Annotated in this window: 24 protein-coding genes; all 24 read right to left on the reverse strand. The window is 70.7% G+C overall.

Translation table 11 applies throughout. From position 1 onward, the window contains the following. Nucleotides 1–42: 42 nt before the first annotated feature. Nucleotides 43–759, reverse strand: coding sequence for an ABC transporter ATP-binding protein (locus L0H79_RS00090; RefSeq protein ID WP_301482479.1), 717 nt, complete (start codon nucleotides 757–759; stop codon nucleotides 43–45). Then, nucleotides 756–1,499 carry an ABC transporter ATP-binding protein gene (locus L0H79_RS00095; protein ID WP_301482480.1) on the reverse strand — a complete coding sequence of 248 codons (744 nt, stop codon included), beginning with the start codon at nucleotides 1,497–1,499 and terminating at the stop codon, nucleotides 756–758. Before L0H79_RS00095 ends, L0H79_RS00090 begins: the two co-directional genes overlap by 4 nt. Beyond that, nucleotides 1,486–2,547, reverse strand: coding sequence for a branched-chain amino acid ABC transporter permease (locus L0H79_RS00100; protein ID WP_301482481.1), 1,062 nt, complete (start codon nucleotides 2,545–2,547; stop codon nucleotides 1,486–1,488). The genes L0H79_RS00095 and L0H79_RS00100 overlap by 14 nt, the downstream gene beginning before the upstream one ends. Nucleotides 2,548–2,576: 29 nt before the next feature. Further along, a complete protein-coding gene (locus tag L0H79_RS00105) occupies nucleotides 2,577–3,431 on the reverse strand; it encodes a branched-chain amino acid ABC transporter permease (protein ID WP_301482482.1) in 855 nt (284 codons plus the stop codon). 9 nt (nucleotides 3,432–3,440) lie between these two features. Continuing rightward, a complete protein-coding gene (locus L0H79_RS00110; protein ID WP_301482483.1) occupies nucleotides 3,441–4,661 on the reverse strand; it encodes an ABC transporter substrate-binding protein in 1,221 nt (406 codons plus the stop codon). 109 nt (nucleotides 4,662–4,770) lie between these two features. Continuing rightward, nucleotides 4,771–6,288: an RsmB/NOP family class I SAM-dependent RNA methyltransferase gene (locus tag L0H79_RS00115; protein ID WP_301482484.1), complete on the reverse strand. Its 1,518-nt coding sequence runs from the start codon at nucleotides 6,286–6,288 to the stop codon at nucleotides 4,771–4,773. After that, nucleotides 6,281–7,228, reverse strand: coding sequence for a methionyl-tRNA formyltransferase (gene fmt, locus L0H79_RS00120; RefSeq protein ID WP_301482485.1), 948 nt, complete (start codon nucleotides 7,226–7,228; stop codon nucleotides 6,281–6,283). The genes L0H79_RS00115 and fmt overlap by 8 nt, the downstream gene beginning before the upstream one ends. Nucleotide 7,229: 1 nt before the next feature. After that, on the reverse strand, nucleotides 7,230–7,775 hold the full coding sequence (def, locus tag L0H79_RS00125; protein ID WP_301482486.1) for a peptide deformylase: 546 nt from the start codon (nucleotides 7,773–7,775) through the stop codon (nucleotides 7,230–7,232). A 66-nt stretch (nucleotides 7,776–7,841) separates the two neighbouring features. Continuing rightward, the gene (locus L0H79_RS00130) at nucleotides 7,842–9,095 is read right to left on the reverse strand and encodes an MFS transporter (protein WP_301482487.1); all 1,254 of its coding nucleotides are present in this window, start codon (nucleotides 9,093–9,095) and stop codon (nucleotides 7,842–7,844) included. After that, a complete protein-coding gene (locus L0H79_RS00135; RefSeq protein WP_301482488.1) occupies nucleotides 9,092–9,634 on the reverse strand; it encodes a transcriptional regulator in 543 nt (180 codons plus the stop codon). Before L0H79_RS00135 ends, L0H79_RS00130 begins: the two co-directional genes overlap by 4 nt. A 108-nt stretch (nucleotides 9,635–9,742) precedes the next feature. Further along, complete coding sequence (locus L0H79_RS00140; RefSeq protein WP_301482489.1) at nucleotides 9,743–11,008, reverse strand: trans-acting enoyl reductase family protein; 1,266 nt, start codon at nucleotides 11,006–11,008, stop codon at nucleotides 9,743–9,745. A gap of 36 nt (nucleotides 11,009–11,044) precedes the next feature. Continuing rightward, a complete protein-coding gene (locus L0H79_RS00145) occupies nucleotides 11,045–13,087 on the reverse strand; it encodes a primosomal protein N' (protein ID WP_301482490.1) in 2,043 nt (680 codons plus the stop codon). 42 nt (nucleotides 13,088–13,129) lie between these two features. Beyond that, nucleotides 13,130–14,353: a methionine adenosyltransferase gene (gene metK, locus L0H79_RS00150; protein WP_301482491.1), complete on the reverse strand. Its 1,224-nt coding sequence runs from the start codon at nucleotides 14,351–14,353 to the stop codon at nucleotides 13,130–13,132. 61 nt (nucleotides 14,354–14,414) lie between these two features. After that, nucleotides 14,415–15,680: a bifunctional phosphopantothenoylcysteine decarboxylase/phosphopantothenate--cysteine ligase CoaBC gene (gene coaBC / locus L0H79_RS00155; protein WP_301482492.1), complete on the reverse strand. Its 1,266-nt coding sequence runs from the start codon at nucleotides 15,678–15,680 to the stop codon at nucleotides 14,415–14,417. A gap of 8 nt (nucleotides 15,681–15,688) precedes the next feature. Further along, nucleotides 15,689–15,952, reverse strand: coding sequence for a DNA-directed RNA polymerase subunit omega (gene rpoZ, locus L0H79_RS00160; RefSeq protein ID WP_301482493.1), 264 nt, complete (start codon nucleotides 15,950–15,952; stop codon nucleotides 15,689–15,691). A gap of 92 nt (nucleotides 15,953–16,044) precedes the next feature. Continuing rightward, nucleotides 16,045–16,620: a guanylate kinase gene (gene gmk / locus L0H79_RS00165; protein WP_301482494.1), complete on the reverse strand. Its 576-nt coding sequence runs from the start codon at nucleotides 16,618–16,620 to the stop codon at nucleotides 16,045–16,047. 179 nt (nucleotides 16,621–16,799) lie between these two features. Then, nucleotides 16,800–17,117, reverse strand: coding sequence for an integration host factor, actinobacterial type (gene mihF / locus L0H79_RS00170; RefSeq protein ID WP_301482495.1), 318 nt, complete (start codon nucleotides 17,115–17,117; stop codon nucleotides 16,800–16,802). A 122-nt stretch (nucleotides 17,118–17,239) separates the two neighbouring features. Beyond that, nucleotides 17,240–18,082 carry an orotidine-5'-phosphate decarboxylase gene (gene pyrF, locus L0H79_RS00175; RefSeq protein ID WP_301482496.1) on the reverse strand — a complete coding sequence of 281 codons (843 nt, stop codon included), beginning with the start codon at nucleotides 18,080–18,082 and terminating at the stop codon, nucleotides 17,240–17,242. Between the two features lie 36 nt (nucleotides 18,083–18,118). Beyond that, complete coding sequence (carB, locus tag L0H79_RS00180; RefSeq protein ID WP_301482497.1) at nucleotides 18,119–21,433, reverse strand: carbamoyl-phosphate synthase large subunit; 3,315 nt, start codon at nucleotides 21,431–21,433, stop codon at nucleotides 18,119–18,121. Then, nucleotides 21,433–22,602: a glutamine-hydrolyzing carbamoyl-phosphate synthase small subunit gene (gene carA / locus L0H79_RS00185; protein ID WP_301482498.1), complete on the reverse strand. Its 1,170-nt coding sequence runs from the start codon at nucleotides 22,600–22,602 to the stop codon at nucleotides 21,433–21,435. The genes carB and carA overlap by 1 nt, the downstream gene beginning before the upstream one ends. Beyond that, the gene (locus tag L0H79_RS00190) at nucleotides 22,599–23,915 is read right to left on the reverse strand and encodes a dihydroorotase (protein WP_301482499.1); all 1,317 of its coding nucleotides are present in this window, start codon (nucleotides 23,913–23,915) and stop codon (nucleotides 22,599–22,601) included. The genes carA and L0H79_RS00190 overlap by 4 nt, the downstream gene beginning before the upstream one ends. After that, the gene (locus L0H79_RS00195) at nucleotides 23,912–24,895 is read right to left on the reverse strand and encodes an aspartate carbamoyltransferase catalytic subunit (protein ID WP_301482500.1); all 984 of its coding nucleotides are present in this window, start codon (nucleotides 24,893–24,895) and stop codon (nucleotides 23,912–23,914) included. The genes L0H79_RS00190 and L0H79_RS00195 overlap by 4 nt, the downstream gene beginning before the upstream one ends. Beyond that, entirely contained in the window at nucleotides 24,892–25,440 is a 549-nt protein-coding gene (gene pyrR, locus L0H79_RS00200; protein WP_301482539.1) for a bifunctional pyr operon transcriptional regulator/uracil phosphoribosyltransferase PyrR, read from the reverse strand. Before pyrR ends, L0H79_RS00195 begins: the two co-directional genes overlap by 4 nt. A 487-nt stretch (nucleotides 25,441–25,927) precedes the next feature. Beyond that, nucleotides 25,928–26,386, reverse strand: a complete 459-nt coding sequence (locus L0H79_RS00205; protein WP_301482501.1) for a flavodoxin family protein — start codon at nucleotides 26,384–26,386, stop codon at nucleotides 25,928–25,930. Between the last annotated feature and the right edge of the window lie 39 nt (nucleotides 26,387–26,425).

Raw genomic sequence — 26,425 nt, forward strand, 5'->3', positions numbered from 1 at the left:
CTCAGCCGGCCGACCAGGTCGACCAGTGACCACCGGTGCCACTCAGCCGACACCAATGTACTTCTCCTGCACGTCGCGGGCTTCGACGAACTCGTCACGAGAACCGTCGAAGACGATCTGCCCGGTAGACATGACGAGCACCCGGGTGGCGACCGACAGGGCCAGCTCGACGTTCTGCTCCACCAACACGATTGCCCCGTGCTCGTTGCTTCGTACCAGCTCACGCAGCACCTCGGCGATCTCGAGGACGACCGAGGGGGCCAGCCCCTCCGACGGTTCGTCCAGAAGCAACAGATCCGGGTTGCTGCTCAAGGCACGCGCGATGGCGAGCATCTGCTGCTCTCCCCCACTGAGCTGGGTCCCCAAGGCGGCCGACCTGTCGCCGAGCACCCGAAAGGTCTCGAAGAGCCGGTCCAGGGTCCAGCGGCCCTCGCCGCGAGGTCCGTTGCGGGCGGCCATGGTCAGGTGCTCCCGGACCGTGCAGGAGGCGAAGACCTGCCGGGTCTCCGGCACCAGGCCGATGCCTCGCCGGGAGCGTTGGATCGCCGACTCACTCGTGATATCGGCCCCGTTGAACGAGATCTTCCCGGAGGTGACCGGCACCACGCCCGCGATCGTGGACATGCAGGTGGTCTTGCCCATGCCGTTGCGCCCGAGCAGGGCTACGACGGAGCCCGCTTCGATGTTGAAGTCCACGCCACGAAGGACCGGGGTCGCGCCATACCCCGAGGCGACCGCTTCCAGTGCCAGCACACTCACTTGGACGCCTCTCCGCCGGTGCCGAAGTAGATATCGGCCACCAGCTGGTTCTTCCGTACCTCTTCAGGGGATCCGTCGACCGCCACCTTGCCACGTGCCATCACGATCACGCGCTCGGCGAAGCCGAAGACCATGTCCATGTCGTGGGCGACCAGCACCACGGTGATCTTCGGGTCGAGCCCAGCGATACGCCGTACCAGGGCCGTGTTCTCCTGACCCGTCAGACCCACGTTCGGTTCGTCGAGCAACAGCACCTTCGGCGAGCGGGCCATCGCAAGTGCCAGCTCGAGAGATCGTTGTTGCCCGTAGGACAGGCTCTCGGGACGCACGTCCCAGGTGCGTTCCGGTACTCCCCAGTCGGCCAGGAGCGACTCCGCCCGCTGCTTCGAGTCCTGGTTGCCGCGCGCCCGGACCCAGCCTCGTCGACCCGGGGTCATGCAGGCCAACTCCGCCTGCTCGCGGGCAGTCAGACCCTCCATCAGGTTCGTGATCTGGAAGGACCGGGTGATGCCGAGGTTCGCTCTGCGGTACGGCCCCAGCGTGGTGATGTCGCGCTCCCCCAACCGGATCAGACCTGAGGTCGAGCGCGTCTGCCCTCCCATCAACGAGAGCAGGCTGCTCTTGCCCGCACCGTTCGGCCCGATGAGCGCGACCCGTGCCCCAGTCTCGAAGGTCAGACTGACGTCGTTGACAGCTCGGACGCCACCGTACCGGAGCGAGACTCCCTCAAGCGTGAACATGAGCACCCTCCTCGCTGCGTCGACGCGATGCACGCTTCTTGCCGGTGATCGCGATAGCACGGAGCACGACGAGCGCGACGACGAACAGGGCCCCCAGCACCAGGTTCTTGTGATCCGGTGCGTACTGGTCCGCCAGGAACCCCGCGAGCTCGACCACCACGGCGCCGATCACGCCGCCCCAGAGACGGCCGACCCCGCCGATGATGATCATCAGCACGATCAGGCCGGACTGGGCGATCCCCACGTTGGCCGGCGCCATGATGCCGCTGTAGTAGGCGAACAGGACGCCGGCCACCCCGGCGATGGCGCCGGCGGCGATGAAAGCGCTGTACTGGTAGAGCCACGTGTTGTAGCCGAGCGCGGACATGCGCTGCTGGTTCTCCCGGATGCCTCGAAGGACCAACCCGTACCGAGAGCTGACCAGCAGGTACAGCACCAGCGCGGCCACACCGGCCACGACCAGCGTGAAGTAGTACATGTTCAGGCTGGTCCACTGGATGACCAGCGGGCTGACCTCCGGGGGTGCGATCCCGACCACGGCCTCGGCGCCACTGGTCTGCAGAACGTCCCACTGCTGGGCGAGGCTGTAGATCATCTGACCCATCGCGAAGGTGACCAGGATGAAGTAGATGCCCCGAGTCCGGAGTGCCACGAAACCCACGATCGCGGCGACGACCGAGGCGACCAGGACGGACACTGCCATCCCGACCCAGAAGTTGGTGACGCCGCCGTCCACCATCAGCATCCCGACCGTGTAGCCGCCGGCGCCGAAGAAGGCAGCATGTCCCAGAGAGATCATCCCGGCGTAGCCGTAGATCAGGTCCAGGCTCATAGCTAGCAGCGCGAGGATCACGATCCGGGTGGCGAGATCCTGGTGAAACGGTGTGAGCAGCAAGGGCAGCAGGATCAGTAGTGCCGCAGCCACCCCGGTTGCGAGCGGCTGCTTCCATCGTGGCCGACGGGCCGGGTTCCCTCGGGTCGCCGTGCTGCTCCCCCCGCTCGCGGCACCGTCAGTCCGGGCTGCGCCGGTCGTGCTAGATGACTCCATGGGCAGGTCGTTGGTTGTCCGTTTCTTGCTCATTGGGTAACCACTCGGCCACTGATCCCGGCTGGCCTCAGGACCAGGATGACGGCCATCACGACGTAGAGGCTGAAGCCCGAGAAGGACGGGAACAGCACCACGCTCACGGCTTGGCTCAGCCCCACGATGAGAGCACCGATCAAGGCTCCGGGGATGCTCCCGACGCCGCCGAGGACGACTACGACCAGAGCCAGCAGCATGATGTCGATGCCGAAGCTGGGCTGCGCCCCCATCACGAGCCCACCGATCACCCCGGCGGCGCCGGCGACCGCAGAACCGATGACGAACAGGCCGGCCGCAACCAGGTCCAGCCGGATTCCCATCGTCCGGACCATCTGCGGGTCATCCATCCCCGCCCGGACGATGGCACCGATCCGGGTCCGCTGCTGCAGCCACCACAACAGGGCCCCGAAGACGATCCCGACCGCCATGATGAACACCCGCGCCGTCGGATAGATAAGGCCCAACAGGTTGACCGAGCCGTCCAGCCCCGGCACCGAGAAGGGTGCCTTCGCATTGGTTCCCCAGACCCACTGGACCACGTCGGCGAGGATGTAGACCACCCCGAACGAGACCAGGATCTGCTCGTCGAGTAGCCCGCTGAGGTGTCGGAAGAAGACCTGGTGGATCAGCACACCGACGGCCGCGGCGGCCAGCGCACCACAGACGATGGCCAGCCAGAACGGCAGGCCGGCATCCATGGCGACCGACCAGCCCACGTACGCACCCACCATGTACAAGGCGCCGTGGGCCAGGTTGATGATGCCCATCGACCCGATGATCAGCGAGAGGCCGCTGCCGATCAGGAACAGGACGAATCCGAGCGAGATCCCGTTCAGTACTGCCAACACGGAGGACTCCTACAGTTCGTTCGGCACGTTGTCGAAGGTCTTGACCGGTTCCCAGACGTACCGACTGCCCTGATGTACGGCCTTGACGATCGTTCGCGAGGTGACCCCGAGGAAGTTCTCGTCGATATGCCCGGGCCCGTAGGGAGTGTCCAGCTTGACCTGCGTCACGGCCTTCTTCAGCTCCTCGAAGGAGGTGGACCCGCCGGCCTTCTCGATCGTGGCCAGGGCCAGCTTGGTGTCAACGTATGCGGCGGCGTTCTGGTTGTTCGGCACCTGGCCCTTGTTCGCCTTAGCGAAGTCGGCCGCGAAGGTCTTGTTGGCCGCGTTGGTCAGCCCCGCCGACCAGTCGACGATCCCGAGCGAGTCGACGATGTCGGATCCCATGCTCTGGAAGGTCGGGTCGAACACCCCGTTGACGAAGATGATCGGCATCTTGATCCCGAGGGACCGGAAGCTCTTGACGAACGACGCCGCGTCCTGCGGGACCAGCCACATCACCAGCGCGTCGGCGTTACGGTCCAGGTTCGAGGCATACGGGAGCAGGTCCGTCGTGCCTAGTGGTACCCACTGCTGCTGCACCACTTTCCCGCCCGCCTGGGTGAACGTCTGGGTCGCACCCACCAGCACGTTGTGCCCATACACGTAGTCGGGTGCCAGCGTCGCGATGCTCTTGTAGTGCAGTTGGTCGGCCATGTAGCCGCCCAGCGGAGTGGAGAAGCTCGTGTCCAGGGTCGGCCAGCCGATGAAGTTGCCACGGCCGGCCAACTCCTTGGTGTTGCCGAACGGGACGAAGGCCATCACGTTGGTGGTCTTGAAGTATGCGGCCACAGCCTGCTGGCTGGACCCGAACACGGGGCCGATCATGATCGTGACGCCCTCCTGCTGGACCAGGCGCTTGGCCTCCCGCAGCGTGTTCGCGGGGTCGAGCACGTCCTCGCTGCCCTTGACGAGTTCGATGGTGCGTCCCGACACCTTCATGCCCGCCTCTTGCAGGGCCAGCTGCGTGCCCGCCAGTCCGTCAGGGCCGTAGTTGGAGTAAGCCCCGTTGAAGGGCCAGAGGATCCCCACCTTCAGCGGCCCCGAGTCGTCACTCGCGCCGGTTCCCGAGGAGCAGGCCGAGGTCAGCGCGAGGGCCACGACCACGGCGAGAGCCAGCGCGAGAAGACGGCGGCGCGGGGTTCGGTTCCTCAGGGCAGGGGTGCAGTCCATCACCTGGTCGCTTTCCGTCAAGGGTGGGCCAACCGTATGTGGTGGACCAGCATCGACGGTAGGGAGGACTCGGGCAACTGTCAAGAGACTGATATCGCTTTTTTATTTGGGCGACCGGGTCGTGCGCGGCTCACACCTTGCGCAGCAGCGCGAAGAACATCGCGTCGGTGCCGTGCAGGTGCGGCCAGAGCTGGACGTACGAGCCGTCGCCCAGGTGCGGCAGCTGCTCGCCTGCGGTGTCGGTGAACAGGGCCTGGGCGTCGAGCGGCTCGACGTCGTCGAGCTTCTTGAGCACGTCCTTGACGGCGAAGCGGGTCTCGTTCAGGTGCGGCGAGCACGTCGCGTAGCCGACCAGGCCACCGGGCGCAGTCGCCTCGATGGCCGAGGCGAGCAGCTCGCGCTGCAGGCCTGCCAGGGTGGCGACATCGCCAGGCTGTCGGCGCCAGCGCGCCTCGGGTCGTCGGCGCAGGGCACCGAGTCCGGTGCAGGGCGCGTCGACGAGCACCCGGCTGTAGGTGCTCGGACTCGACTCGCCGATGGCGCGCCCGTCGTCCTGCCGCACCTCGAGGGGCGGCGTGCCGACGTGCTCGGCGCGAGCCCTTGCCGCAGTCAAGGTCTGCCGGACCAGTGCGGCACGGTGGTCGTTGATCTCGTTGGCCACGAACGGGACTCGCCGTTCGACGGCGATCGCGGCCAGCAGGCCGGCCTTGCCCCCGGGGCCCGCGCACAGATCGAGCCAACGCTCGTGCTCGGCTGCTGGACCGGTCACCTCGGCCCGGGCCAGCGCGAGAGCGACGAGCTGGGAGCCCTCGTCCTGCACCGCCGCTCGCCCATCGCGGACCGCCGGGATCCCACCCGGGTCGCCCGCCGCCAGCACCGCCCCCCAAGGGCTGGTCGACGACGGTGTCGCGCCCGCTGCGACGAGCTCGTCGACCGTGGCGAGGCCCGGCCGGGCCACGAGGGAGACCCTGGCCGGGGTGTTGTCGGCCTGCAGGAGCGCGGCCAGCTCGGTCTCGGCCGTCCCGGCGGTCGCGGCGCCGTGTCCGATGAGGGCGGCCCGCAGGGCCCCCACGATCCAGAGCGGGTGCGAGGTCCGCAGGGCAAGGGCCTGGCGCGGCTCGCGGCCGGCGGTCACCGTCTCGACCCAATCGTCGAGGCTGCGTTCACTGACCCGGCGCATGACGGCGTTGACGAAGCCGGCCGCGCCTGCCCCGTTGACCTGCCGCGCGAGGGCGACGGTCTCGTCGACGGCCGCATGCGCGGGCACCCGCATCGCCAGCAACTGGTGGATGCCGAGGCGGAGGGTGTCGAGGACACCCGGGTCGATCCGCTCGACCGGCCGATCCGCGGCCACGGCGGCGATTCGGTCGTAGAGGCCGTGCATCCGAGTCGCGCCGTAGACCAGCTCGGTGGTGAAACCGGCGTCCCGGCCGTGGAGCCGCTTCTCGCGCAGCAGCTTGGGCACGACGAGGTTGGCGTAGCCGCCCAGGGCGATCTCGCGCATCGCGGTGTAGGCGGTCAGGCGCGCAGGATCGGTGCGGCGGGCCCGCTCGGAGGGCCGCTGGCTCGACCGGTGCTGGGCGGATCGATCCCGGGCGGGCGGCCGTTGACGGCGTCCTCGACGCTCCCCCTGCCGGTCATCACTCATCGCCGAACCGCTCCCCAGCGTCGATGCGAGTGCCGCGAGCCCAGTCCGCTGCCGGCATGGGCCGCTTGCCCTGCGCCTGCACCATGCCGAGGCGCACGGCGTCGGTGGCGGTGCCGACGAACACCATGCGCTTGGTCACCAGGAGTGTCCCCGGCGTGAGCCGACCCTCGGCAGGCAGCCCACCCGGCGCCACGACGGCCACCGGACCGAGCCGGAGCCGTTCACCCCGGAAGGTGGTCCACGCACCAGGGGCCGGGGTGCAACCGCGCACGAGGCGGTCGACCAGCATCGCAGAACGGTCCCACCGGACCCGCGCGTCCTCCACCCGGACCTTCGGGGCGAGTGAGACACCTTCTGCCGGTTGCGGTTTCGCCACGAGCGCTCCGGTCTCGATGCCGTCGACCGTGGCGACGAGCAGGCTAGCCCCGCCGACCGCCAGACGGTCCAGCAGGTCACCGGCCGTGTCGTCGCATCGGATCTGCTCGGTCATGACGCCGAAGACGGGGCCGGTGTCCATGCTGCGCTCGATCCGGAAGGTCGTCGCCCCGGTCAGCTCGTCACCAGCCATGATCGCGTGCTGGACGGGGGCGGCGCCGCGCCACGCGGGCAGGATCGAGAAGTGCAGGTTGACCCAGCCGTGGACCGGGATGTCGAGACCCGCCTGGCTGATGATGTCGCCGTAGGCGACCACTGCCACGAGATCTGGCCCGATCCGGGTCAGCTCCGCCAGGAAGCCAGGGTCCTTGGCCGATCCGGGTGTCAGCACCGGGATGCCGAGCTCCCGCGCGCGCCGACGGACCGGCGAGGGCTCCAGGTGGCGGCCGCGGCCGGCCGGGGCGTCCGGGCGGGTCACCACCGCTACGACCTCGTGCGACGACGCGACGAGGGCCTCGAGGCTCGGCAGGGCGACCTCGGGGGTGCCGGCGAAGACGACCCTCACGTCACATCCCCAGCCCGAAGGTCGAGTGCGGGCTGACCTTGACGGTCGGCGCAGGGGCGCCCGCCCACTGCGCCTCGCGGATCTCGCGCATCGCCAGCCGGCGGGTCTCCCGGTCGAGCCGGTCGATGAACAGCACGCCGTCGAGATGGTCCGTCTCGTGCTGGACGCACCGCGCGAGCAGCTCGGTCCCCTCGAGGAAGACCGGCTCACCCCACATGTTCTGGCCGCGCGCCACGACGCTGAGGGCCCGCTTCGTGTCATATCGCAGGCCCGGGAAGCTGAGGCACCCCTCGGGCCCGTCCTGCTCCTCGGTGGACAGGTCGAGGACAGGGTTGACCAGGTGCCCGAGGATGTCGTCGACCCAGTAGGTGAACACCCGCAGCGACACCCCGAGCTGCGGCGCCGCAAGCCCGACGCCCGGAGCCTCGAGCATCGTGTCCTGCAGGTCCTTGACGAGGGTGTGCAGCTCCCTGTCGAAGTCGACGACCTCGACAGCGGCAGTGCGCAGCACCGGGTCACCGAAGAGTCGGATGTCCTTGATCGACACGCAGACGGTCCTTGTCGGTCGGCAGCAGGGGCGGCGCGAGCCACGCGAGCGTGACTCGGCGCCAGTCTAGATCGCGCCGACAGCGGCGCTCTCGGGCTCCTCAACCCGGTGCCGGAGCCCGCGGACCGAGGGCGAGGCGAGCGCGGCGAGGGAGACAGCGGCATACACGACGGCGCTGACGACGAGAAGCGTCTCGTGGTCGACAACGGCAGCGAGCCAGCCGTAGAGGAAGGTCCCGACCGGGATCGCGACGAACGAGCCGAGCGCGTCGTAGCTCGACACCCGCGAGAGGACCGAGACCGGCACGTGCTCGTGCAGGGCGGTGCTCCAGCCGACACCGAAGACCTCGATGGCGGCGCCGCCGACGAAGAAGGCGATCGCGAGCGGGAGGATCGCCGGAGCCAGGCCGAGCATGGCGAGCGGGACCGCGACGACGGCGGTCGCGATCATCCCGGCGCGCAGCGGATGGGTGAGACGCAGCCGCATCATGAGCAGCGTCATCAGGACGGTGCCGGCCGCCTCCGCGGACAGGACGACGCCCCAGCCGGCCTCGCCGAGCGCCGAGGTCGTGGCGGCGACGAGCGGACCCATCACGCCGATGACGCCGACGTGGATGGCGTTCGTGATGCCGAAGGTGAGCACGACGACCCAGAGCCACTGCCGGGAGGTGAACTCGCTCCACCCCTCGCGCAGCTCGCGGATCATCGAGCTCCCTTCCTGCCTGGGCTCCTGCCGGACGAGGCGGACCCGGGTGAGCGCGAGAACCGCGATGACGTAGGTGAACGCGTTGGCGGCCAGGGCCCAGCCGGGGCCGACCCCGACGACGAGCAGGCCGGCAACGGCCGGCCCGAGGATGCCGAGGCTGCTCCGGCTGAAGGACAGCAGCGCGTTCGCCTGCTGCAGGCGGGGCCGGTCGACGACGAGCGGGACGATACCCATCATCGCGGGCATGGTGAAGGCAGAGACGGCACCGTTGAGGCCCTCGATGATGGTGATCTGCAGCAGCGTCGCGTGCCCGGAGATGATCAGCGCGGCCGCCACGGCCTGGGTCAGGCAGGTGAGCAGGTGGGCGACCTGCAGGACCGCGATCCGCGAGAACCGGTCGGAGACGACGCCACCGAGCAGCAGGCAGGCGACCATCGCGATGGTCCGCACACCGAGCACCTGACCGAGCGCCATCGCGGACTGGTCGATGTGCAGGACGGCGAAGGCGAGGGCGACGGGGGCCATCGCCGAGCCGGCCATCGAGACGCTGCGTGCCGCGAAGAACCAGGCGAACCGGCGGTCGGACAGGACGCCGAGGGAGGCCGTGAGTCTCATCGGGTCCCCCTGCTCGCGGTCTTCAACGGGAACGCGGCGACGGACAGGTTGGTCCGGACCGTGCCCGGAGTCCGCGGCTGCTGCGCCTGCTCGTGGACGAGCCGGCTGGCCCGCTCGAGCAGGTCGAACGCCTCCTGCCAGACCTCGGGTCGCAGCCAGAGGTCGGCGTCGGTGAACAGCTGCCGCCCCGGCTCGCGGTCGGCGTACCGGGTGGAGATCGCGGCCGCGAGCGCCGAGACGGAGGCCTGCCGGTCCGCCTCGCTCGCGGTGCCAGCGGCATCATCTGCCGCACTGTCCCACTGGTGGCGGTACTTCTTCGCGCGGCCGCCGCGCACCCGCTCCTCGCCGGCGAGGACGATCAGGCCGGCCTCGAGCAGGAAGCGCAGGTGGTAGGACGCGTTCGCCTGGGTGATCCCCAGCTCGCGGGCCACCTCGGCTGCGCTGAGCTCTGCACCGGTCAGCAGGGACAGCATCTGCAGCCGCAACGGGTGCGCGGTCGCCCGGAGCACGTTGCGTCGGTCCTTACCTTCCAAAGACATGTTTGGCAGTATGCCGGTCAATGCGTTTACCGTCAAGCATCTCTTTGGGAGTTCCTCCTTCACACCGTCCTACGATCGGGCGAGCCCGTCCGCGCGGGTTGGGCTTGTTCAGTCGGGCAGGCGCTGCACCTCGAAGGTGAACCCGTGCCGGCGAAGCCGGTCGACCAGCAGGGCTCCCATCGCGGTCGCCGGGGTCAGGACTCCCGTACGAGCGGGCAGCCCATCGTCCTGGGCCAGGCAGAGGGCGCTCTCACCGAGCATGATGGCGGTGCCGTCGTAGCCTGGGTCGTACGGTGCTGCGACGGTCGTCCGGTAGCGAGCGCCCGTGCTGGTCGTGGCCCGGATCTCCATCCGGAAGCGCCCGGCCGCCCGCTGGGCGGCGCTCGGGCCGGTGCCCGGCTTGGGGAGGACGCGGTCGAGGAGAGCCCGCGTCGGTGCGTAGGACAGCCCCGCCAGCACCCCACCGAGGCCGACTGCCATGCCTGCCGCGAGCAGGGGCGAGAGAGGGCCCGACCCGAAGTCGACGACCTCGCGGTAGCGGAAGTCCCGGCCGTAGGACCAGTCGGTCAGGGTGTTCGACAGCCGCACGATCCTGGCGTTGAACGAGGCCATCACGAAGGGGCCGGTCCATCGTCCGGTCGTGGCATCGCGCTCGATCGGCACCAGCCTGCTCAGCGAACCACGAACCCCACGGGCCCGGTGCCCGCCGGACGGCGGTTCGTCGTCGCGTCGTGGGCTGAGGCCGTACGGGTCGCTGATCGTCCGCCGGGCCGCCGGGTCGGAGCGGGCCCTGATCGACTGCGCCCGTCCGGACGCGATGGTGCCCCCGGACAGCCCGCCTCGGAGGGACCGGACAGCGAGCACGGTGTCGGTCAGGGTCCCGGCGCCGTCGGCGGCAGCCTGCTGCGCCGTGACGAGTACCCCGAGGTCGGACGGTATGGAGTCGAAGCCGCACGCGTGCACGATCCGCGCGCCGGTCTCGGCCGCCCGGGCCGCGACGTGGTCGAGGGACCAGCGCACGAGCAGGACCTCGCCGGTCAGGTCGGCGTAGTGGGTGCCCATGTCGGCGCAGGCGGCGAGCACGTCACGGCCGTGGACGGCATACGGGCCGACCGTCGTCGCGAGCACGTGCGTGCGAGCCGCGAGGTCGCGCAAGCCGGCGGGATCCTCGGCGTCGACCGCGACCAGCGGCCAGGACGCGGCGGCCGGACCGAGCCCCGCGCGCACGGCCTCGAGCCTGGTCAGGCTGCGACCCGCGAGGGCGATCCTGGCCCCGGTCTCGTCCGGTGTCGCCTGCCGGGCCAGGTGCCCGGCCGTGATCGCGCCGACGAACCCCGTCGCCCCGAACAGCACGATGTCGAGCTCTCGCGTCATGCCCCCATCGTGCCGCAGCGGAACAGTGGGCGTCTGCTACCAGTCGACCGGGTCGACGCGCACGGTGACGAGCTCGGACTCCTTACGCGCCGACCGAAGCGCCTTGAGGGCGATGAGGGCACGACCCAGCTCTGCCGTGCCGGTCACGCCCGTGCGCACGAGCGCATGCCATTCATCACCGGCCCGCAGGCTCTCCCGCGACGTCCGGGACCCGGCAGGTGCCGGCATCGGGCCGAGCAGCTGTGCCCCCGTGGGGAGGTCGAGCTGGCTCAACGCCTCGCCCAGCGCCCGTCGGGTGCCCGACAGCCGGGCCATCCGAACCGCCGGTGGCAGGCCCAGCTCCCGACGATCGGCGAGCTCTCGGGCCGCCAGCCAACCGGGATCCCACCGGACGAGGGCCTCGACCGCCGGCAGGCCCGCGCCTTCGGCAACCCCACACAGCACGACGGCTCGGCCGGGGCGGACCAGAGCCGCGGCAGCGGCCCAGCGTCGGAACGACTCGCTCGCCGCGTCGAGGACGGGCAGCTCGAGACTCGCCCACGCGTCGAGGAGCAGGACCGCGGCATACCCCGCGCGGGCCACCGGCTCGGCTCCCGGGGTCGCGATGACCAGCGCCGGCTCGTCGGGCACAGCGCCGAGCACCTCGCCCGACCCCGACGTGACGACGGGCGCGCCGGGGAAGGCACGACCGATCTCCTCTGCGGTTCGGCGCGCCCCCGTCACCGTCGACCTCAGCCTCCGGGACCCGCACTCGCGGCACTCGAACCGCCCCGGAGGCAGGGCGCTGCCGCACCACCGGCAGGCCGGCTGCTGCCCCGGCCCACCGAGCGCCATCGGGCCATGGCAGCAGACGCACCGCACCGGGGCGCGGCACTCGGCGCACGTCAGCGCCGGCAGGTAGCCGCGGCGCGGCACCTGGACGAGGACCGGCCCGTCGTGCAGGGCGTCCTTGGCGGCCCGCCAGGCCCGCGACGGCAGGTGCGCTCGAGCCGCCACGCCGTCGCGCTCCTCGTCGCTGCCCTCACCTGCGACACCGACCCGCGGAGCGGCCGCGCGCACGGCGGGCGTCGGCGCCTCGACGGCGACGAAGGCGCCCGACTCGATCCTGCCCTGGAGCTCCAGGCTGCGGGCGAGGCCTCCGGCGAGCAGGGCGGCGCGGGTGTGGCGCGCCCGTGTCTCGAGCACGACGCCGACGTGATGGTAGGGCGCCCGCGGCTCGACGAGCAGGTCGTCACCGTCGTCCCACCACGCGACGAGGCCGAGGTCGTGCACCGGCGCGAAGGCGGCCGCCCGGGTGCCGATGGCGACCGGCACGTGCCCCCTGCGCGCCTTGAGCCACGCGGTGTAGCGCGCCTGCGGTCCCTGGTCGGCCGTGAGCCTGACATGCCGACCGGGCCCGAGGACCCCGGTGATCGCCACATCGAGTCGGTCGACGTCCCGGTGGTCCGGCACGACGAGCACCGCGCCGCGGCCGCCGGCGACAGCCGCCGCCGCGGCCGTGGCGAACGCATCCGGCCAGTCCTGACCGTCGGGCCGGCCGGGCAGGGCCGTCCATGCCGCGGCCGGGCCCTCGCCCGCAGCCACCCGTCGCAGCCAGGCCGGGCCCGCCGGGTAGGCGGCCCACGGCCCTGGCTGCAGCGCCGGACCGTTCGCGGGAGTTGACGGAGCAGGTGGAGGCGGGGGGTCAAGCGGCAGGGCGCGCTCGGCGGTGGCGTGCCGCTTGGGGATGGCCAGGCGCAGCACGTCGCTCAACGTGCCGGCATACCGGTCGGCGACGGCCCGGCACAGTGTCAGCAGCTCGGGGGTCAGGACCGGCTCGGGGCTCACCACGCGGCGCAGCGGTGACAGGCGCCCGCCGTGGGTGGGCTCGGCGTATCGCTCGACGACGAACCCGTCGAGGTCGCGCCCCGCGAAGCGCACCCGCACCCGCGCGCCGGGCACGGCCGAGGCGAGCAGGTCGTCAGGGACGAGGTACTCGAAGCTGCGGTCGAGGTGGGCGAGCGGCGTGTCGACGACCACGGCCGCCACGGGCAGCGCCGCGCAGCCCTCGCCGCGCGTCACCTCGCCCCGCTCGCTCACGCGAGGAATCTAGCGCTGGGCGAGGACAGACCAGAGAGCACCTCATGCCCGGCCGGCGGCCTCCAGCAATGCCTCGACCCGGTCGGTGCGCTCCCACGGGAAGGCGTTCTCGACGCCGTCGGCCTTGGTGCGGCCGAAGTGTCCGTACGCCGCGGTCGGCCGGTAGATCGGGCGGAGCAGGTCCAGGGCGTCGACGATCGCGCGCGGGCGCAGGTCGAAGACCATGCCGATGGCGTCCTGGATCTTCTCGACGGGGACGGTCTCGGTGCCGAAGGTCTCGACGTAGAGCCCGACCGGTTGGGCCTTGCCGATCGCGTAGGCGACCTGCACCTCGCAGCGGCGAGCCAGTCTCGCGGCGACCACGTTCTTGGCGACCCAGCGCATCGCGTAGGCGCCGGACCGGTCGACCTTGCTCGGGTCCTTGCCGGAGAACGCGCCGCCGCCGTGGCGGGCCATGCCGCCGTAGGTGTCGACGATGATCTTGCGCCCGGTCAGCCCGGCGTCGCCCATCGGCCCGCCGATCTCGAACCGCCCGGTCGGGTTGATGAGCGAACGGTACGACGAGACGTCGAGGTCGCTCCCCTCGTCGTGCAGCTCGGCGAGGACCGGGTCGATGACGAAGGCCTTGATGTCGGGCTCGAGCATCCCCTCGAGCGACACGTCCGGCGCGTGCTGTGTGGACAGGACGATCGTGTCCAGTCGGACCGCCTTGTCACCCTCGTAGGCGATGGTGACCTGCGTCTTGCCGTCGGGTCGCAGATAGGCCAGCTTGTCGTTCTTGCGGACCTGCGTCAGACGCTCGGAGAGCCGGTGCGCGAGGTGGATGGGCAGCGGCATCAGCTCAGCCGTGTCTTCACACGCGTAGCCGAACATGAGGCCCTGGTCGCCGGCACCCTGCTTGTCGAGCGGGTCGACACCGCCGTGCCGCGTCTCGTGGGCCGTGTCGACGCCCTGGGCGATGTCCGGCGACTGGGCGCCGATCGAGATCGAGACGCCGCACGTTCGCCCGTCGAAGCCCTTCTCGGAACCGTCGTAGCCGACGTCGAGGATCGTGTCGCGCACGATCTTCGGGATCTCGACGTAGCCGGTCGTCGATACCTCACCGGCGACGTGGACCAGACCGGTCGTCACCAGCGTCTCGACCGCGACGCGCGCCTGCGCGTCCTCGGTGAGCATGGCGTCGAGGATCGAGTCACTGATCTGGTCGCAGATCTTGTCCGGGTGTCCCTCGGTGACGGACTCGGACGTGAACAGCCGTGCGGACAATGCTTCTCCTCGGTTCGTGCGCTCGCTCGTTCCCGCGGTCGCTACCGCGCGAGTGTATCTGTCAGGTGAGCAGTTCCTCGACGACGTCCAGCACGGCGGCGGCGACCACGTCCTTGCTCGCCGGGCCGACCGAGACGACCTCGGGCACGTCGCGGCGCAGCAGGTGCACGGTGTTGTCGTCGCGCCCGAACGCCTTGTCGCGGCCGACCTCGTTGACGACCTGCAGGTCGCTGCCCTTCCTGGCGAACTTGGCCACAGCGTGGTCCATGACCGAGCCGGTGGCATCGCCGGTCTCGGCGGCGAAGCTGACGATGACAGGACGCCTCGCGCCGTCCCGGCGCGCGACCAGGCCCCTGACGATGTCGGGGTTCTCGACGAGATCGAGCCGCAGCCCGGCATCGGGGTCGGCGCCCTTCTTGATCTTGCTCGCGCTCGCCGAGACCGGACGGAAGTCGGCGGGGGCGGCAGCCATGATCACCGCGTCCGCGTCGCGGGCCGCGGTCTCGACCGCGTCCTTCAGCTCCAGCGTGGTCTCGACGCGGACGACGGTGACCCCGGGTGGGGTCGGCAGGCTGACGTTGGCCGCGACCAGAACGACCCGCGCTCCCCGCTGGGAGGCGACCTCTGCGATGGCGAGGCCCTGCTTGCCCGAGGACCGGTTGCCGAGGTAGCGCACCGGGTCGAGCGGCTCTCGGGTGCCCCCGGCGGAGACGACGACGGTGCGGCCGGTGAGGCTCTTGTGCCCGTATGCCGCCATGCTTGCTCCCGGCGCATCCCCGGTCTGCGCCGGGTCGGCTACCCCCTCGCCGACGGCGCCGAGCGCGGCGGCATACACCTGCTCGGGCTCCGGCAGGCGCCCCTTGCCCGAGTCGGCGCCGGTCAGACGGCCCTCGGCCGGGTCGATGACGTGCGCTCCGCGCCGGCGCAGGGTCTCGACGTTGGCCTGCGTCGCGGGGTGCTCCCACATCTCGGTGTGCATCGCCGGGGCGAAGACGACCGGGCAGCGCGCGGTCAGCAGCGTGTTGGTCAGCAGGTCGTCGGCGATGCCCGCGGCAGCCTTGGCCAGCAGGTCGGCTGTCGCCGGGACGACGACGACGAGATCGGCGCTCTGGCCGATCCGCACGTGCGGCACCTGGTGGACGTCGGTCCATACGTCGGTGCTCACCGGGCGGCCGGAGAGCGCGGCCCAGGTCGGCGCGCCGACGAAGCGCAGCGCCGCCTCGGTGGGCACGACGGTCACCTCGTGCCCGGTCTCGGTGAACCGGCGCACGAGCGAGCAGGCCTTGTAGGCCGCGATCCCACCACCGACGCCGACGACGACGCGCATGGGAGCTGTCAGGCCTCGGTCGGCGTCGAGGTGAGCAGGCCCTCGTTGATCTCGCGCAGGGCGATCGACAGCGGCTTCTCGTGGACCTCGGCCTCGACGAGCGGGCCGACGTAGTCGAGCAGGCCCTCCTGAAGCTGCGAGTAGTACGCGTTGATCTGGCGCGCGCGCTTGGCGGCGTAGATGACCAGGGCGTACTTGGAGTCGGCGGCCTTCAGCAGGTCGTCGATCGGCGGGTTGGTGATGCCGATGGGGTCGGCCTTGGTTCCGGACACAGGGCGTCTCGTTTCGTTTGTTCGCAGGTGCGGGGCGGATCGTCGGCTGTCCGCCCGCTGGGAAGCCCGGTGGGCACGCCGAAGCGGGAACCTCACCGGTCGGTGCGTCCCGATCTCATCAATGATACGAGTTCCTCGCTGGCTCGCCCAACCTCGTCGTTGACGATCACCGCGTCGAACTCCGGTTTGGCTGCCAGCTCACGGCGCGCCGTCTCGAGGCGGCGCTCCCGTTCTGCCTGGTCCTCGGTGCCCCGTCCGACGAGCCGACGGACCAGCTCGTCCCAGCTCGGCGGCTCCAGGAAGACGAAGAAGGCGTCCGGCATCGTGGCCCTGACCTGTCGGGCGCCCTGCAGGTCGATCTCCAGCAGGGCGTCGCGCCCCTCGGCGAGGGCCCGCTCGACCGGTCCCCGTGGCGTGCCGTACCTGGCCAGACCGTGCACGACGGCGTGCTCGAGGAACTGGCCGGCCTCGACGAGCCGGTCGAACTCTCGGTTGTCGACGAAGTGGTACTGGACCCCGTCGACCTCGCCGCGTCGCGGCGGGCGGGTGGTCATCGACACCGAGAAGAAGACGTCGGGGAAGTGCGTGCGCACGTAGGCGGCGATCGTTCCCTTGCCGGCCGCCGTCGGGCCGGCGAGGACGACGAGCCGCCCGCGTTCGGCGCTCATGCCTTCTGGCGCGCCTCTTCCCGCCGCTGCGGGCCGCCCACGCGGAGCGTGGGACCCGCCTCGCCGGCGCTCGGTCGGGTCCTCGCGTCGGTCGGCGCTCATGCCTTCGGTCGCGCCTCTTCCCGCCGCTGCGGGCCTCCCTCGCCGGCGCTCGGTCGGGTCCTCGCGTCGGTCGGCGCTCATGAACGGTCGAAGCGGCGCAACAGGGCCGCGACCTGGTTGGCGCCGAGCCCGCGGACCCGTCGGGACTCGGCGATGCCGACCTGTGCCATGATCGCCCGGGCTCGCACCCGTCCCACGCCCGGCATCGACTCGAGCAGCTCGGTGACCTTCATCTTGCCGATGACCGGGTCGGCCCGGCCGTCCTCGAGGACCTCGGCCAGCGACCCGCTGGAGTACTTGAGCCGGTTCTTCACCGCCGCACGTTCCCGACGGGCGGCAGCGGCCTTCTTGAGGGCGGCTGCCCGTTGCTCGGGCGTGAGGGGGGGAAGGGCCACAGCGGTTCGCTCCTCGGTCTCGACAGACGTTGCTGCCGAACCTAGCGATTCGGTCGAGGCAGTGGCAACGCGAGTGGGCTCGACGCGCAGCGGGAGTGCCGGTATGCCGCCGGGCCGGCCCCTCAGGCCCGCAGGCCGTCGGCGACCCGGCGGGCCGCGTCGGCCAGGCCGACCACATCGGGGCCGGCTCCCAGGACCGCCCGGCTGGATGCGACGAGGACCTGAGGGCGGGCCGCCCCGAAGACCAGGTCTAGATCGGCCACGGTGCCGCCCTGGGCTCCGAAGCCGGGAGCGAGCACCGGGGTGGCCGCCGTGACGAGGTCGAGACCCAGGCGGTCGACGGCGTCGCCGACGGTGGCGCCGACGACCAGGCCGATGTCCCCCAGCTCGCCCCGCTCCCGGGCGAGGCTGTTGTCGACGGTGGCCCCCTCGACGATCGAGGCAGCGACGCTACGGCCACCCAGGACCGCGTGCTGCACCGAGGCTCCGTCGGGGTTCGAGGTCAGCGCGAGCACGAACAGGCCGCGGCCGTGCTGCTGCGCCACGTCGATGGCCGGGCGCAGCGACTCGTAGCCGAGGTAGGGACTGACCGTGAGGGCGTCCGGGGGCGAGACCGCCTCGGGCCCGAGGTAGGCCGCTGCGTACCCAGCCATCGTCGAGCCGATGTCGCCACGTTTGGCGTCGAGGATCGTCAGCGTGCTCGCCCATAGGAGGTCGGCGAGCCCCCGCTCCTGCACCCCGCTCCCCCGGCTGCCGAAGACCGCGAAGAAGGCCGACTGTGGCTTGACCGCGGCGACGGCTCCCGCGAACGCCTCGACGCATGTGAGCGCGAAGCGCTCGAGGCCGGTGACGTCATACGGCAGCCCCCACGCCTCGAGCAGCCGGCGCTGCGGGTCGATCCCCACGCAGAGCGGCCCGTGATGGTCCATCGCCCGGCGCAGCCGGGTGCCGAAGCCAGTGGTCACGTGCCCTCCTGGGAGTGAGCGGCATCCATCGTCGCGTCAACGCGCGGCGGCGATGCCGTAGAGGTCGAGGTTGCGGGCATGGTCCTGCAGCGAGGTGACCCGCACCGGCTCGCTCTGCTGCGCCTCGATGCCGAGCACGGCTGCCGCCAGCGTCGCGATCGTCGTGATGATCGGCTTGTCCGCGCTCGTGGTCGCGGCCCGGATGGCGTACCCGTCGGCCCGGGCGTCCTGACCGGACGGGGTGTTGACGACCATCTGGACCGTCCCGTCCTCGATGAGCTCGACGATGCACTTCTCGCCCGGGTCCGCGGCGCTCGGGCGCTCGGACAGCTTGCGCACGACGGTGGCCGGGATGCCGTTGCGGTGCAGCACCGCCGCGGTCCCCCGGGTGGCCAGGATCGTGAAGCCGAGGTCGACGAGCCGCTTGACGGGGAAGAGCATGGCCCGCTTGTCCCGGTTGGCCACCGAGACGAAGACGGCGCCGGAGCTCGGCAGCCCCCCGCCGATCCCCTGCTGCGACTTCGAGAAGGCCGAGCCGAAGTCTCGGTCGATGCCCATGACCTCGCCGGTGGAGCGCATCTCGGGTCCGAGGATCGAGTCGACGGCGAGTCCCTCCTTCGTGCGGAACCGCTTGAACGGCAGGACCGCCTCCTTGCAGGAGATCGGTGCGCCGTCGGGCAGCCGGCCTCCGTCTGCCGCCGCCGGCAGGACCCCCTCGTCCCGAAGCTGCTGGACGGTGGCGCCGAGCATGACCAGGGAGGCGGCGCGGGCGAGCGGCACGCCGGTCGCCTTCGAGACGAACGGGACCGTGCGCGAGGCCCGCGGGTTGGCCTCGATGACGTAGAGGATGTCCTGGGCGAGGGCGAACTGGACGTTCATCAGGCCCAGCACGCCGATCCCTTCGGCGAGCTTGCGGGTCGCGGCGCGGACCCGGTCGAGCTCGGCGTCGCCGAGCGTCGCCGGCGGCAGGGTGCAGGCGCTGTCGCCGGAGTGGATGCCGGCCTCCTCGACGTGCTCCATGATCCCGCCGAGGTAGAGGTCGGTGCCGTCGAAGATGACATCGACGTCGATCTCGATCGCGTCGTCGAGGAACCGGTCGATGAGGATCGGGTGATCCGGCGAGGCGAGCACCGCCTTCTCGACGTAGGTGACGAGCGCGTCGTCGTCGTAGACGATGACCATGCCCCGGCCACCGAGCACGTAGGAGGGACGCACGAGGACCGGATAGCCGATCTCCCGGGCGACGACGAGCGCCTCGTCGGGGCTGAGGGCCGTGCCGTGCTTCGGGGCGACCAGACCGGCCCGGTGCAGCACCTGGCCGAACGCGCCTCGGTCCTCGGCGAGGTTGATCGCGGCCGGGGACGTGCCGACGATCGGCACTCCCTCGTCGGCGAGTGCCTGGGCCAGGCCGAGCGGGGTCTGCCCACCGAGCTGGACGATGACGCCAGCGATGGGACCCGCCTGCCCCTCGGCGTGGATCACCTCGAGGACGTCCTCGAGGGTCAGCGGCTCGAAGTAGAGCCGGCTGCTCGTGTCGTAGTCGGTCGAGACGGTCTCGGGGTTGCAGTTGACCATGATCGTGTCGTAGCCCTGGTCGCGCAGCGCGAAGGATGCGTGCACGCACGAGTAGTCGAACTCCACGCCCTGCCCGATCCGGTTCGGTCCGGAGCCGAGGATGATGACCGCGGGCCGCTCGCGGGGCGCGACCTCGGTCTCCTGGTCGTAGGAGGAGTAGTGGTATGGCGTCAACGCCGCGAACTCGGCCGCACACGTGTCGACGGTCTTGTAGACCGGACGCACCCCGAGCGCCTGGCGCACGCCGCGCACGACGCTCTCGGGCATGCGGCGGATCGCGGCGACCTGCGCATCGGAGAAGCCGTGCCGCTTGACGAGCCGAAGCAGGTCTGGGGCCAGCTGGTCGGCGTCGCGAAGCAGGTCGGCAACCTCGTTGAGCAGGGCGATCTGGTCGAGGAACCACGGGTCGATGCCGGTGGCCTCGTGGACCTGCTCGACGCTGCAGCCGCCGCGCAGGGCCTGCTGGACCTGGACGATCCGGCCATCGGTCGGCACCCTCGCCTCGGCCAGGGCGCGACGGGCCGCGGCAGGGCTCACCTCGCCCTCCCAGTGGAACGTGGATCCCCGCTTCTCGAGGGAGCGCAGGGCCTTCTGCAGAGCCTCGGTGAAGTTGCGCCCGATCGCCATCGCCTCGCCGACGGACTTCATCGTCGTGGTCAGCGTCGGGTCGGCCGCCGGGAACTTCTCGAAGGCGAACCGCGGCGCCTTGACGACGACGTAGTCGAGGGTCGGCTCGAAACTGGCCGGGGTCTCACGGGTGATGTCGTTGGGGACCTCGTCGAGGGAGTAGCCGATGGCCAGCTTGGCGGCGATCTTCGCGATGGGGAACCCGGTCGCCTTCGAGGCGAGCGCACTCGAGCGCGAGACGCGCGGGTTCATCTCGATGACGATGATCCGGCCGCTGGCGGGGTCGACGGCGAACTGGATGTTGCAGCCGCCTGTGTCCACGCCGACCTCGCGGATGACCGCGATGCCGATGTCGCGCATCTGCTGGTACTCGCGGTCGGTGAGCGTCAGAGCGGGCGCGACGGTGATCGAGTCGCCGGTGTGCACCCCCATCGGGTCGAGGTTCTCGATCGAGCAGACCACCACGACGTTGTCGGCGTTGTCGCGCATGAGCTCGAGCTCGTACTCCTTCCAGCCGAGGATCGACTCCTCGAGGAGCACCTCGGTCGTCGGCGAGTACTGCAGCCCCTGCCCGGCGATGCGGCGCAGGTCGCCCTCGTCGTAGGCGAACCCGGAGCCGAGGCCCCCCATCGTGAACGAGGGGCGCACGACGACGGGGTAGTCCAGCTCGGCTGTGGCCGCGAGGCACTCGTCCATCGTGTGGCAGATGACCGAGCGGGCCGACTCGGCGCCGCACCGCGCGACGACGCCCTTGAACGCCTCGCGGTCCTCGCCGAGCTGGATCGCCTCGATGTTGGCTCCGATGAGGGGACAGTCGTACTTCTCGAGGACCCCGGCCTCGTGCAGCGAAACGGCGCAGTTGAGGGCGGTCTGCCCGCCCAGCGTGGCCAGCAGCGCGTCCGGACGCTCCTTGGCGATGACCGCCTCGACTACCTCGGGAATGATCGGCTCGACATACGTCGCGTCGGCCATCTCCGGGTCGGTCATGATCGTCGCGGGGTTGCTGTTGACGAGGATGACGCGGATGCCTTCCTCGCGCAGGACCCGGCAGGCCTGGGTGCCGGAGTAGTCGAACTCGCAGGCCTGCCCGATCACGATCGGGCCCGACCCGATGACGAGGACGCTGCTGATGTCGTCGCGCTTTGGCATCAGGCGCTCGCTTCCTGCCGTTGGAGCATCTCCACGAAACGGTCGAACAGGTATGCCGCGTCATGCGGCCCGGCGGCAGCCTCGGGGTGGTACTGGACCGAGTAGGCCGGCGCGTCGAGGCACTCGAGCCCCTCGACGACATCGTCGTTGAGGCAGACGTGCGAGACCCGCACCCGCCCGTATGGGGTCTCGCGCGGTTCGAAGGAGGGGGCCCCGGGCCACTCGATCGCAAACCCGTGGTTGTGAGCGGTGACCTCGACCTTGCCGGTGGCACGGTCCATGACCGGCTGGTTGATGCCGCGGTGGCCGTACTTGAGCTTGTACGTGCCGAATCCGAGCGCCCGGCCGAGCAGCTGGTTGCCGAAGCAGATGCCGAAGAACGGGATCCGCCGGTCCAGCACCTCGCGGAGCAGGGCCACCTCGCGATCGGCCGTCGACGGGTCGCCCGGGCCGTTCGAGAAGAACACGCCGTCAGGGCCGTGCTCGCCGACGGCCAGTACGTCATCGATCGTCGCGGTGCACGGCAGGACGTGCACCTCGATGCCACGCTGGGTCAGCCGCTGCGGGGTCATCGCCTTGATCCCGAGGTCGATCGCCGCGACGGTGAAGCGCTTCCCCCCCACGGCGGGCACCACGTACGGTGCCGGTGTCGTGACCTCCTCGGCGAGGGCTGCACCGGCCATCCGGGGTGCCTCTCGCACCACCTCGACGAGCTCGTCGAGCGAACGGTCCGCATCCGGGCCGCTGAAGATCCCGACCCGCATCGCGCCGCGCTCGCGAAGGTGCCGGGTCAGGGCGCGTGTGTCGATCCCGCAGATGCCGACGACCTGCTGGGCGCGCAGCTCGTCCTCGAGGTCGCCGGTGGCCCGCCAGCTCGACGGGCGGAGCGCGGGTTCGCGCACGACATACCCGGCGACCCAGAAGCGCTGCGACTCGGGGTCCTCGGTGTTGATGCCCGTGTTGCCGATGTGCGGCGCGGTCATGACGACCACCTGCCGGTGGTAGCTCGGGTCGGTCAGGGTCTCCTGGTAGCCGGTCATCCCGGTCGAGAAGACTGCCTCGCCGACCGTCTCACCGACCGCCCCGTAGGAGGACCCACGGAAGTCTCGGCCGTCCTCCAGGACGAGGATGGCCGGCTCACGGTGCCGGCTGGGGAGGTTGAGGGTCACTGTGCGTACTCCGCCTCTGTGGCGTGGGCGGTCGAGTCGATGCGGTGGGTGACGCGGCCGCGATGGATGGTCGTGTGGACGGCGCCGGTGAAGGTGCGCCCGTGCCATGGGTTGTTGCGCGAGCGGCTCCGGCTTGCGGCTGCATCCACGGTCACGGGGCGGTCCGGGTCGACGAGGGTGAGGTTTGCCGGCTCACCTGCGACGAGCGGACGGCCTTGCCCGGGCAAGCCACCGATCCGGGCCGGGTTCGCCGACATGATACGGGCGACGTCGGCCCAGCCGAGGCGGTCGGTGCGCACGAGCAGGTCGCTCACGACGGGCAGGGCCGTCTCGAGGCCGAGCATCCCGAAGGCCGCGTCGACGAAGGTGTGGTCCTTGTCGTGCCGGGCGTGGGGTGCGTGGTCGGTGGCGACGGCGTCGATGGTGCCGTCGACGAGGGCATCCCGAAGGGCCTCGACATCCTCCTGGGGCCGAAGTGGCGGGTTCACCTTGTAGACGGGGTCGTAGCCGACGAGCAGGTCGGTGGTGAGGGCAAGGTGGTGGGGAGTCACCTCGGCGGTGACCGCGATGCCCCGCGCCTTGGCCCAGCGGATCACCTCGACCGTGCCGGCCGTCGAGACGTGCGCGACGTGGACGCGCGAGCCGGTGTACCTCGCGAGCATGACGTCACGGGCGACGATCGCCTCCTCGGCGACGCCGGGCCAGCCCGGCAGGCCGAGCCGCCCCGAGATCTCGCCCTCGTGGCAGCACGCCGACGAGTCGGCCAGCCGGGGGTCCTGGGCGTGCTGGGAGACGACGCCGCCGAAAGGCTTGATGTACTCGAGTGCCCGGCGCATGATCCGCCCGTCGGCGACACAACGGCCGTCGTCGGAGAAGACCCTGACGCCTGCCCTCGAGCGTGCCATCAGCCCGAGCTCGGCGAGCCGCTCCCCCCGCAGGCCCATGGTGACGGCCCCGACCGGGACGACATCGACGAGGCCGCAGGTCCGCCCGAGGTCGCGGACACGCTCGGCGGCCTCGGCCGTGTCGGTGACCGGGTCGGTGTTCGCCATCGCGAAGATCGCGGTGAACCCGCCCGCGGCGGCGGCCCCGGACCCGCTGGCGATCGTCTCGGCGTCCTCACGACCCGGCTCGCGCAGATGGGTGTGCAGGTCGACGAGTCCGGGCAGCGCGACGAGGCCGTCGGCGTCGATGACCACCACACCCGGGGACGGGGCGATCCGGCCGACCTCGACGATGCGACCGTCCTCGATGAGCAGGTCCGCCGCGTCCCGCCCGAGCACGCGCGCCCCGGTGATCAGCAGGCCGCTCATGCCTGGGCCCCTTGCGTGACAGGCTCGACGGACTCGGCGGTCTCTCCGGCGAGCAGGTGGTAGAGCACGGCCATCCGCACGGCGACCCCGGCGGAGACCTGGTCGAGGACGACCGACTGTGGGGCATCGGCGACCTCGGCCGCGATCTCGAGCCCGCGGTTCATCGGGCCGGGGTGCATGACCAGCACGTCAGGATTCCGGGCGACGAGACGCGCGAGCCGCTCACCTGTCAGGCCGTACCCGACGGTGTACTCGCGGGGCGTCGGGAAGTAGCCACCCGTCATCCGCTCGCGTTGGACCCGCAGCATCATCATCGCGTCGACGGGGGCGTCACCGTCGACGACGGCGTCCAGGTCCCAGCTCGTCGCGAAGCCGTCCGATTCGCTCCACTCCCGGACCCCGGCGGGCATCAGGGTCGGCGGGGCGACGACGGTGACGTGGGCACCGAGCGTGTGCAGGGTGATGATGTTGCTCCGGAAGACCCGCGAGTGGGTCAGGTCGCCGACGATGGCCACGTGTTTGCCGTCGAGGTCCCCCATCCGGCTGCGGAGCGTGTAGGCGTCGAGCAGGGCCTGCGTCGGGTGCTCATGCGTGCCATCGCCGGCGTTGATGACACTGCAGCGGACCCATTCGGAGACCTGCCTGGCGGCGCCGGAGGCGTTGTGCCGGATGACGAGGGCGTCGACCGCCATGGCATCGACGGTCAGCGCCGTGTCACGCAGGCTCTCGCCCTTCGAGGCCGACGAGCCCTTGGCCGACAGGTTGATCGTGTCGGCCGACATCCACTTGCCCGCGATCTCGAAGGAGGACCGGGTGCGGGTCGAGTCCTCGAAGAAGAAGTTGATGACGGTTCGCCCCCGCAGGGTCGGGACCTTCTTCACCTCGCGCCGCTGCACGTCATGCATCGACTCGGCGGTGGTCAGGATCGACTCGACGTCGTGCCGGGTCAGGTCGGCGGACGAGATGAGGTGGCGGTTCACCGGCGGTCACCGCCGCTGATCCGTACGACGTCCTCGCCGTCGACCTCGGTGACCCGCACGTGGACGCGTTCGTTGCGGGCAGTCGGCAGGTTCTTGCCGACGTGGTCGGCCCGGATGGGCAGCTCTCGGTGGCCGCGGTCGACGAGCACCGCGAGCCGGACCGCGCGGGGCCGGCCGAGCTCCGCGAGAGCGTCGAGGGCGGCCCTGATCGTCCGACCGGAGTAGAGCACGTCGTCGACCAGGACGACGATGCGGTCGTCGATGCCGACCTCGGGGATGACGGAGCGGCCGGCCGGGCGCGTGGGCTGTCGTCGCAGGTCGTCGCGGTAGAGGGTCACGTCGAGCTGCCCGACGGGGATCTCGACTCCCTCGACCGAACCGATCGCGGCGGCGAGCCGGTCGGCGAGCGCCACGCCACGCGTGGGGATACCGAGCACGACGAGCTCACTCGCGCCCTTGTTGCGTTCGATGATCTCGTGGCCGATGCGCCGCAGCGCCCGGGCGATGTCGTCCGCGCTCATGACGTCACGCGCATCCGGAGGGATCTGTGCAACGGTGGCCGGTGCAGTGGGCTCAGGGCAGGTCACGCGGCCTGACCTCCTTCCCCGCCTCACAGGACGGTGGTTAAAGGACGTCGATCGCGAGTGAGTGTACCTGTTCAGCGCACCTGCTCCCGGCACCGTCCACATCGCGCCGCGCTCTCCCCGCTCTCCCCCTCTCCCCCGATCGAGAGTTCACCTTTTCCGATCGACAGTGCGCCAGTCCTGATCGACAGTGCGCCAATCCTGATCGACAGTGCGCCAATCCTGATCGACAGTTCACTACTCGTGATCGACAGTGCAGTCGGGTGAACTCTCGATCAGGAAAAGTGCTCTCTCGAACGAGGTTTCAGCACTCTCGATCGAGATGCCTGCACTCTCGATCGAGATGCCTGCACTCTCGATCGAGACTCCTGCACTCTCGATCGAGACTCCTGCACTCTCGAGTGAGATTCCTGCACTCTCGATGGGGGTGGGGGCTGGGGGCAGCCCGTCACGCCTCCATGAGAGTTGCCGCCAGTGTTCCGCCCAGCTCGAACGCGGCCTCCCGAACGGACTTGTCCACAGGCCCGGTCACCAGCAGCGGCTGCGCCGCCATGACCCAGCCGAGCGCCTGCGCGATCGACTCGATGCCCCGGCGGGCCCCTTCGGTGTCGTTGTTGCCGTGCACCCAGTAGCCATACGGCATCCCCGTCTTCGCTTCGAGGGTCGGGTAGTAGACCGTGTCGAAGAAGTGCTTGAGGGCACCGGACATGTAGCCGATGTTGGCCGGTGTCCCGAGCAGCACGCCGTCGGCCGCGAGCAGGTCGCTCGCGGTGGCCGACAGCGCCGGCCGCACCTCCACCTCGACGCCTTCGATGCCCTCGGCGTGGGTCCCGGAGACGGCGGCCTCGAGGATCTCCTGCACGGCCGGGGACGGCGTGTGGTGCACGACGAGGAGGTGGGCGCTCACCCGCCCAACCTATGCCGTATGGCGCCGAGCCGCGCCCAG

The sequence above is a fragment of the Intrasporangium sp. genome, from assembly GCF_030452765.1.
In the GTDB taxonomy this organism is placed as follows: Bacteria; Actinomycetota; Actinomycetes; order Actinomycetales; family Dermatophilaceae; genus Intrasporangium_A.

What these genes read in the sequence shown, in the direction of transcription:
- L0H79_RS00190 (WP_301482499.1), bottom strand. Translation starts at nt 23,915, where the DNA reads ATGAGCGGCCTGCTGATCACCGGGGCGCGCGTGCTCGGGCGGGACGCG.
- L0H79_RS00115 (WP_301482484.1), bottom strand. Translation starts at nt 6,288, where the DNA reads ATGAGTGATGACCGGCAGGGGGAGCGTCGAGGACGCCGTCAACGGCCG.
- gmk (WP_301482494.1), bottom strand. Translation starts at nt 16,620, where the DNA reads ATGAGCGCCGAACGCGGGCGGCTCGTCGTCCTCGCCGGCCCGACGGCG.
- L0H79_RS00095 (WP_301482480.1), bottom strand. Translation starts at nt 1,499, where the DNA reads ATGTTCACGCTTGAGGGAGTCTCGCTCCGGTACGGTGGCGTCCGAGCT.
- L0H79_RS00140 (WP_301482489.1), bottom strand. Translation starts at nt 11,008, where the DNA reads ATGACGCGAGAGCTCGACATCGTGCTGTTCGGGGCGACGGGGTTCGTC.
- carB (WP_301482497.1), bottom strand. Translation starts at nt 21,433, where the DNA reads ATGCCAAAGCGCGACGACATCAGCAGCGTCCTCGTCATCGGGTCGGGC.
- coaBC (WP_301482492.1), bottom strand. Translation starts at nt 15,680, where the DNA reads ATGCGCGTCGTCGTCGGCGTCGGTGGTGGGATCGCGGCCTACAAGGCC.
- L0H79_RS00135 (WP_301482488.1), bottom strand. Translation starts at nt 9,634, where the DNA reads ATGTCTTTGGAAGGTAAGGACCGACGCAACGTGCTCCGGGCGACCGCG.
- L0H79_RS00100 (WP_301482481.1), bottom strand. Translation starts at nt 2,547, where the DNA reads ATGGAGTCATCTAGCACGACCGGCGCAGCCCGGACTGACGGTGCCGCG.
- L0H79_RS00130 (WP_301482487.1), bottom strand. Translation starts at nt 9,095, where the DNA reads ATGAGACTCACGGCCTCCCTCGGCGTCCTGTCCGACCGCCGGTTCGCC.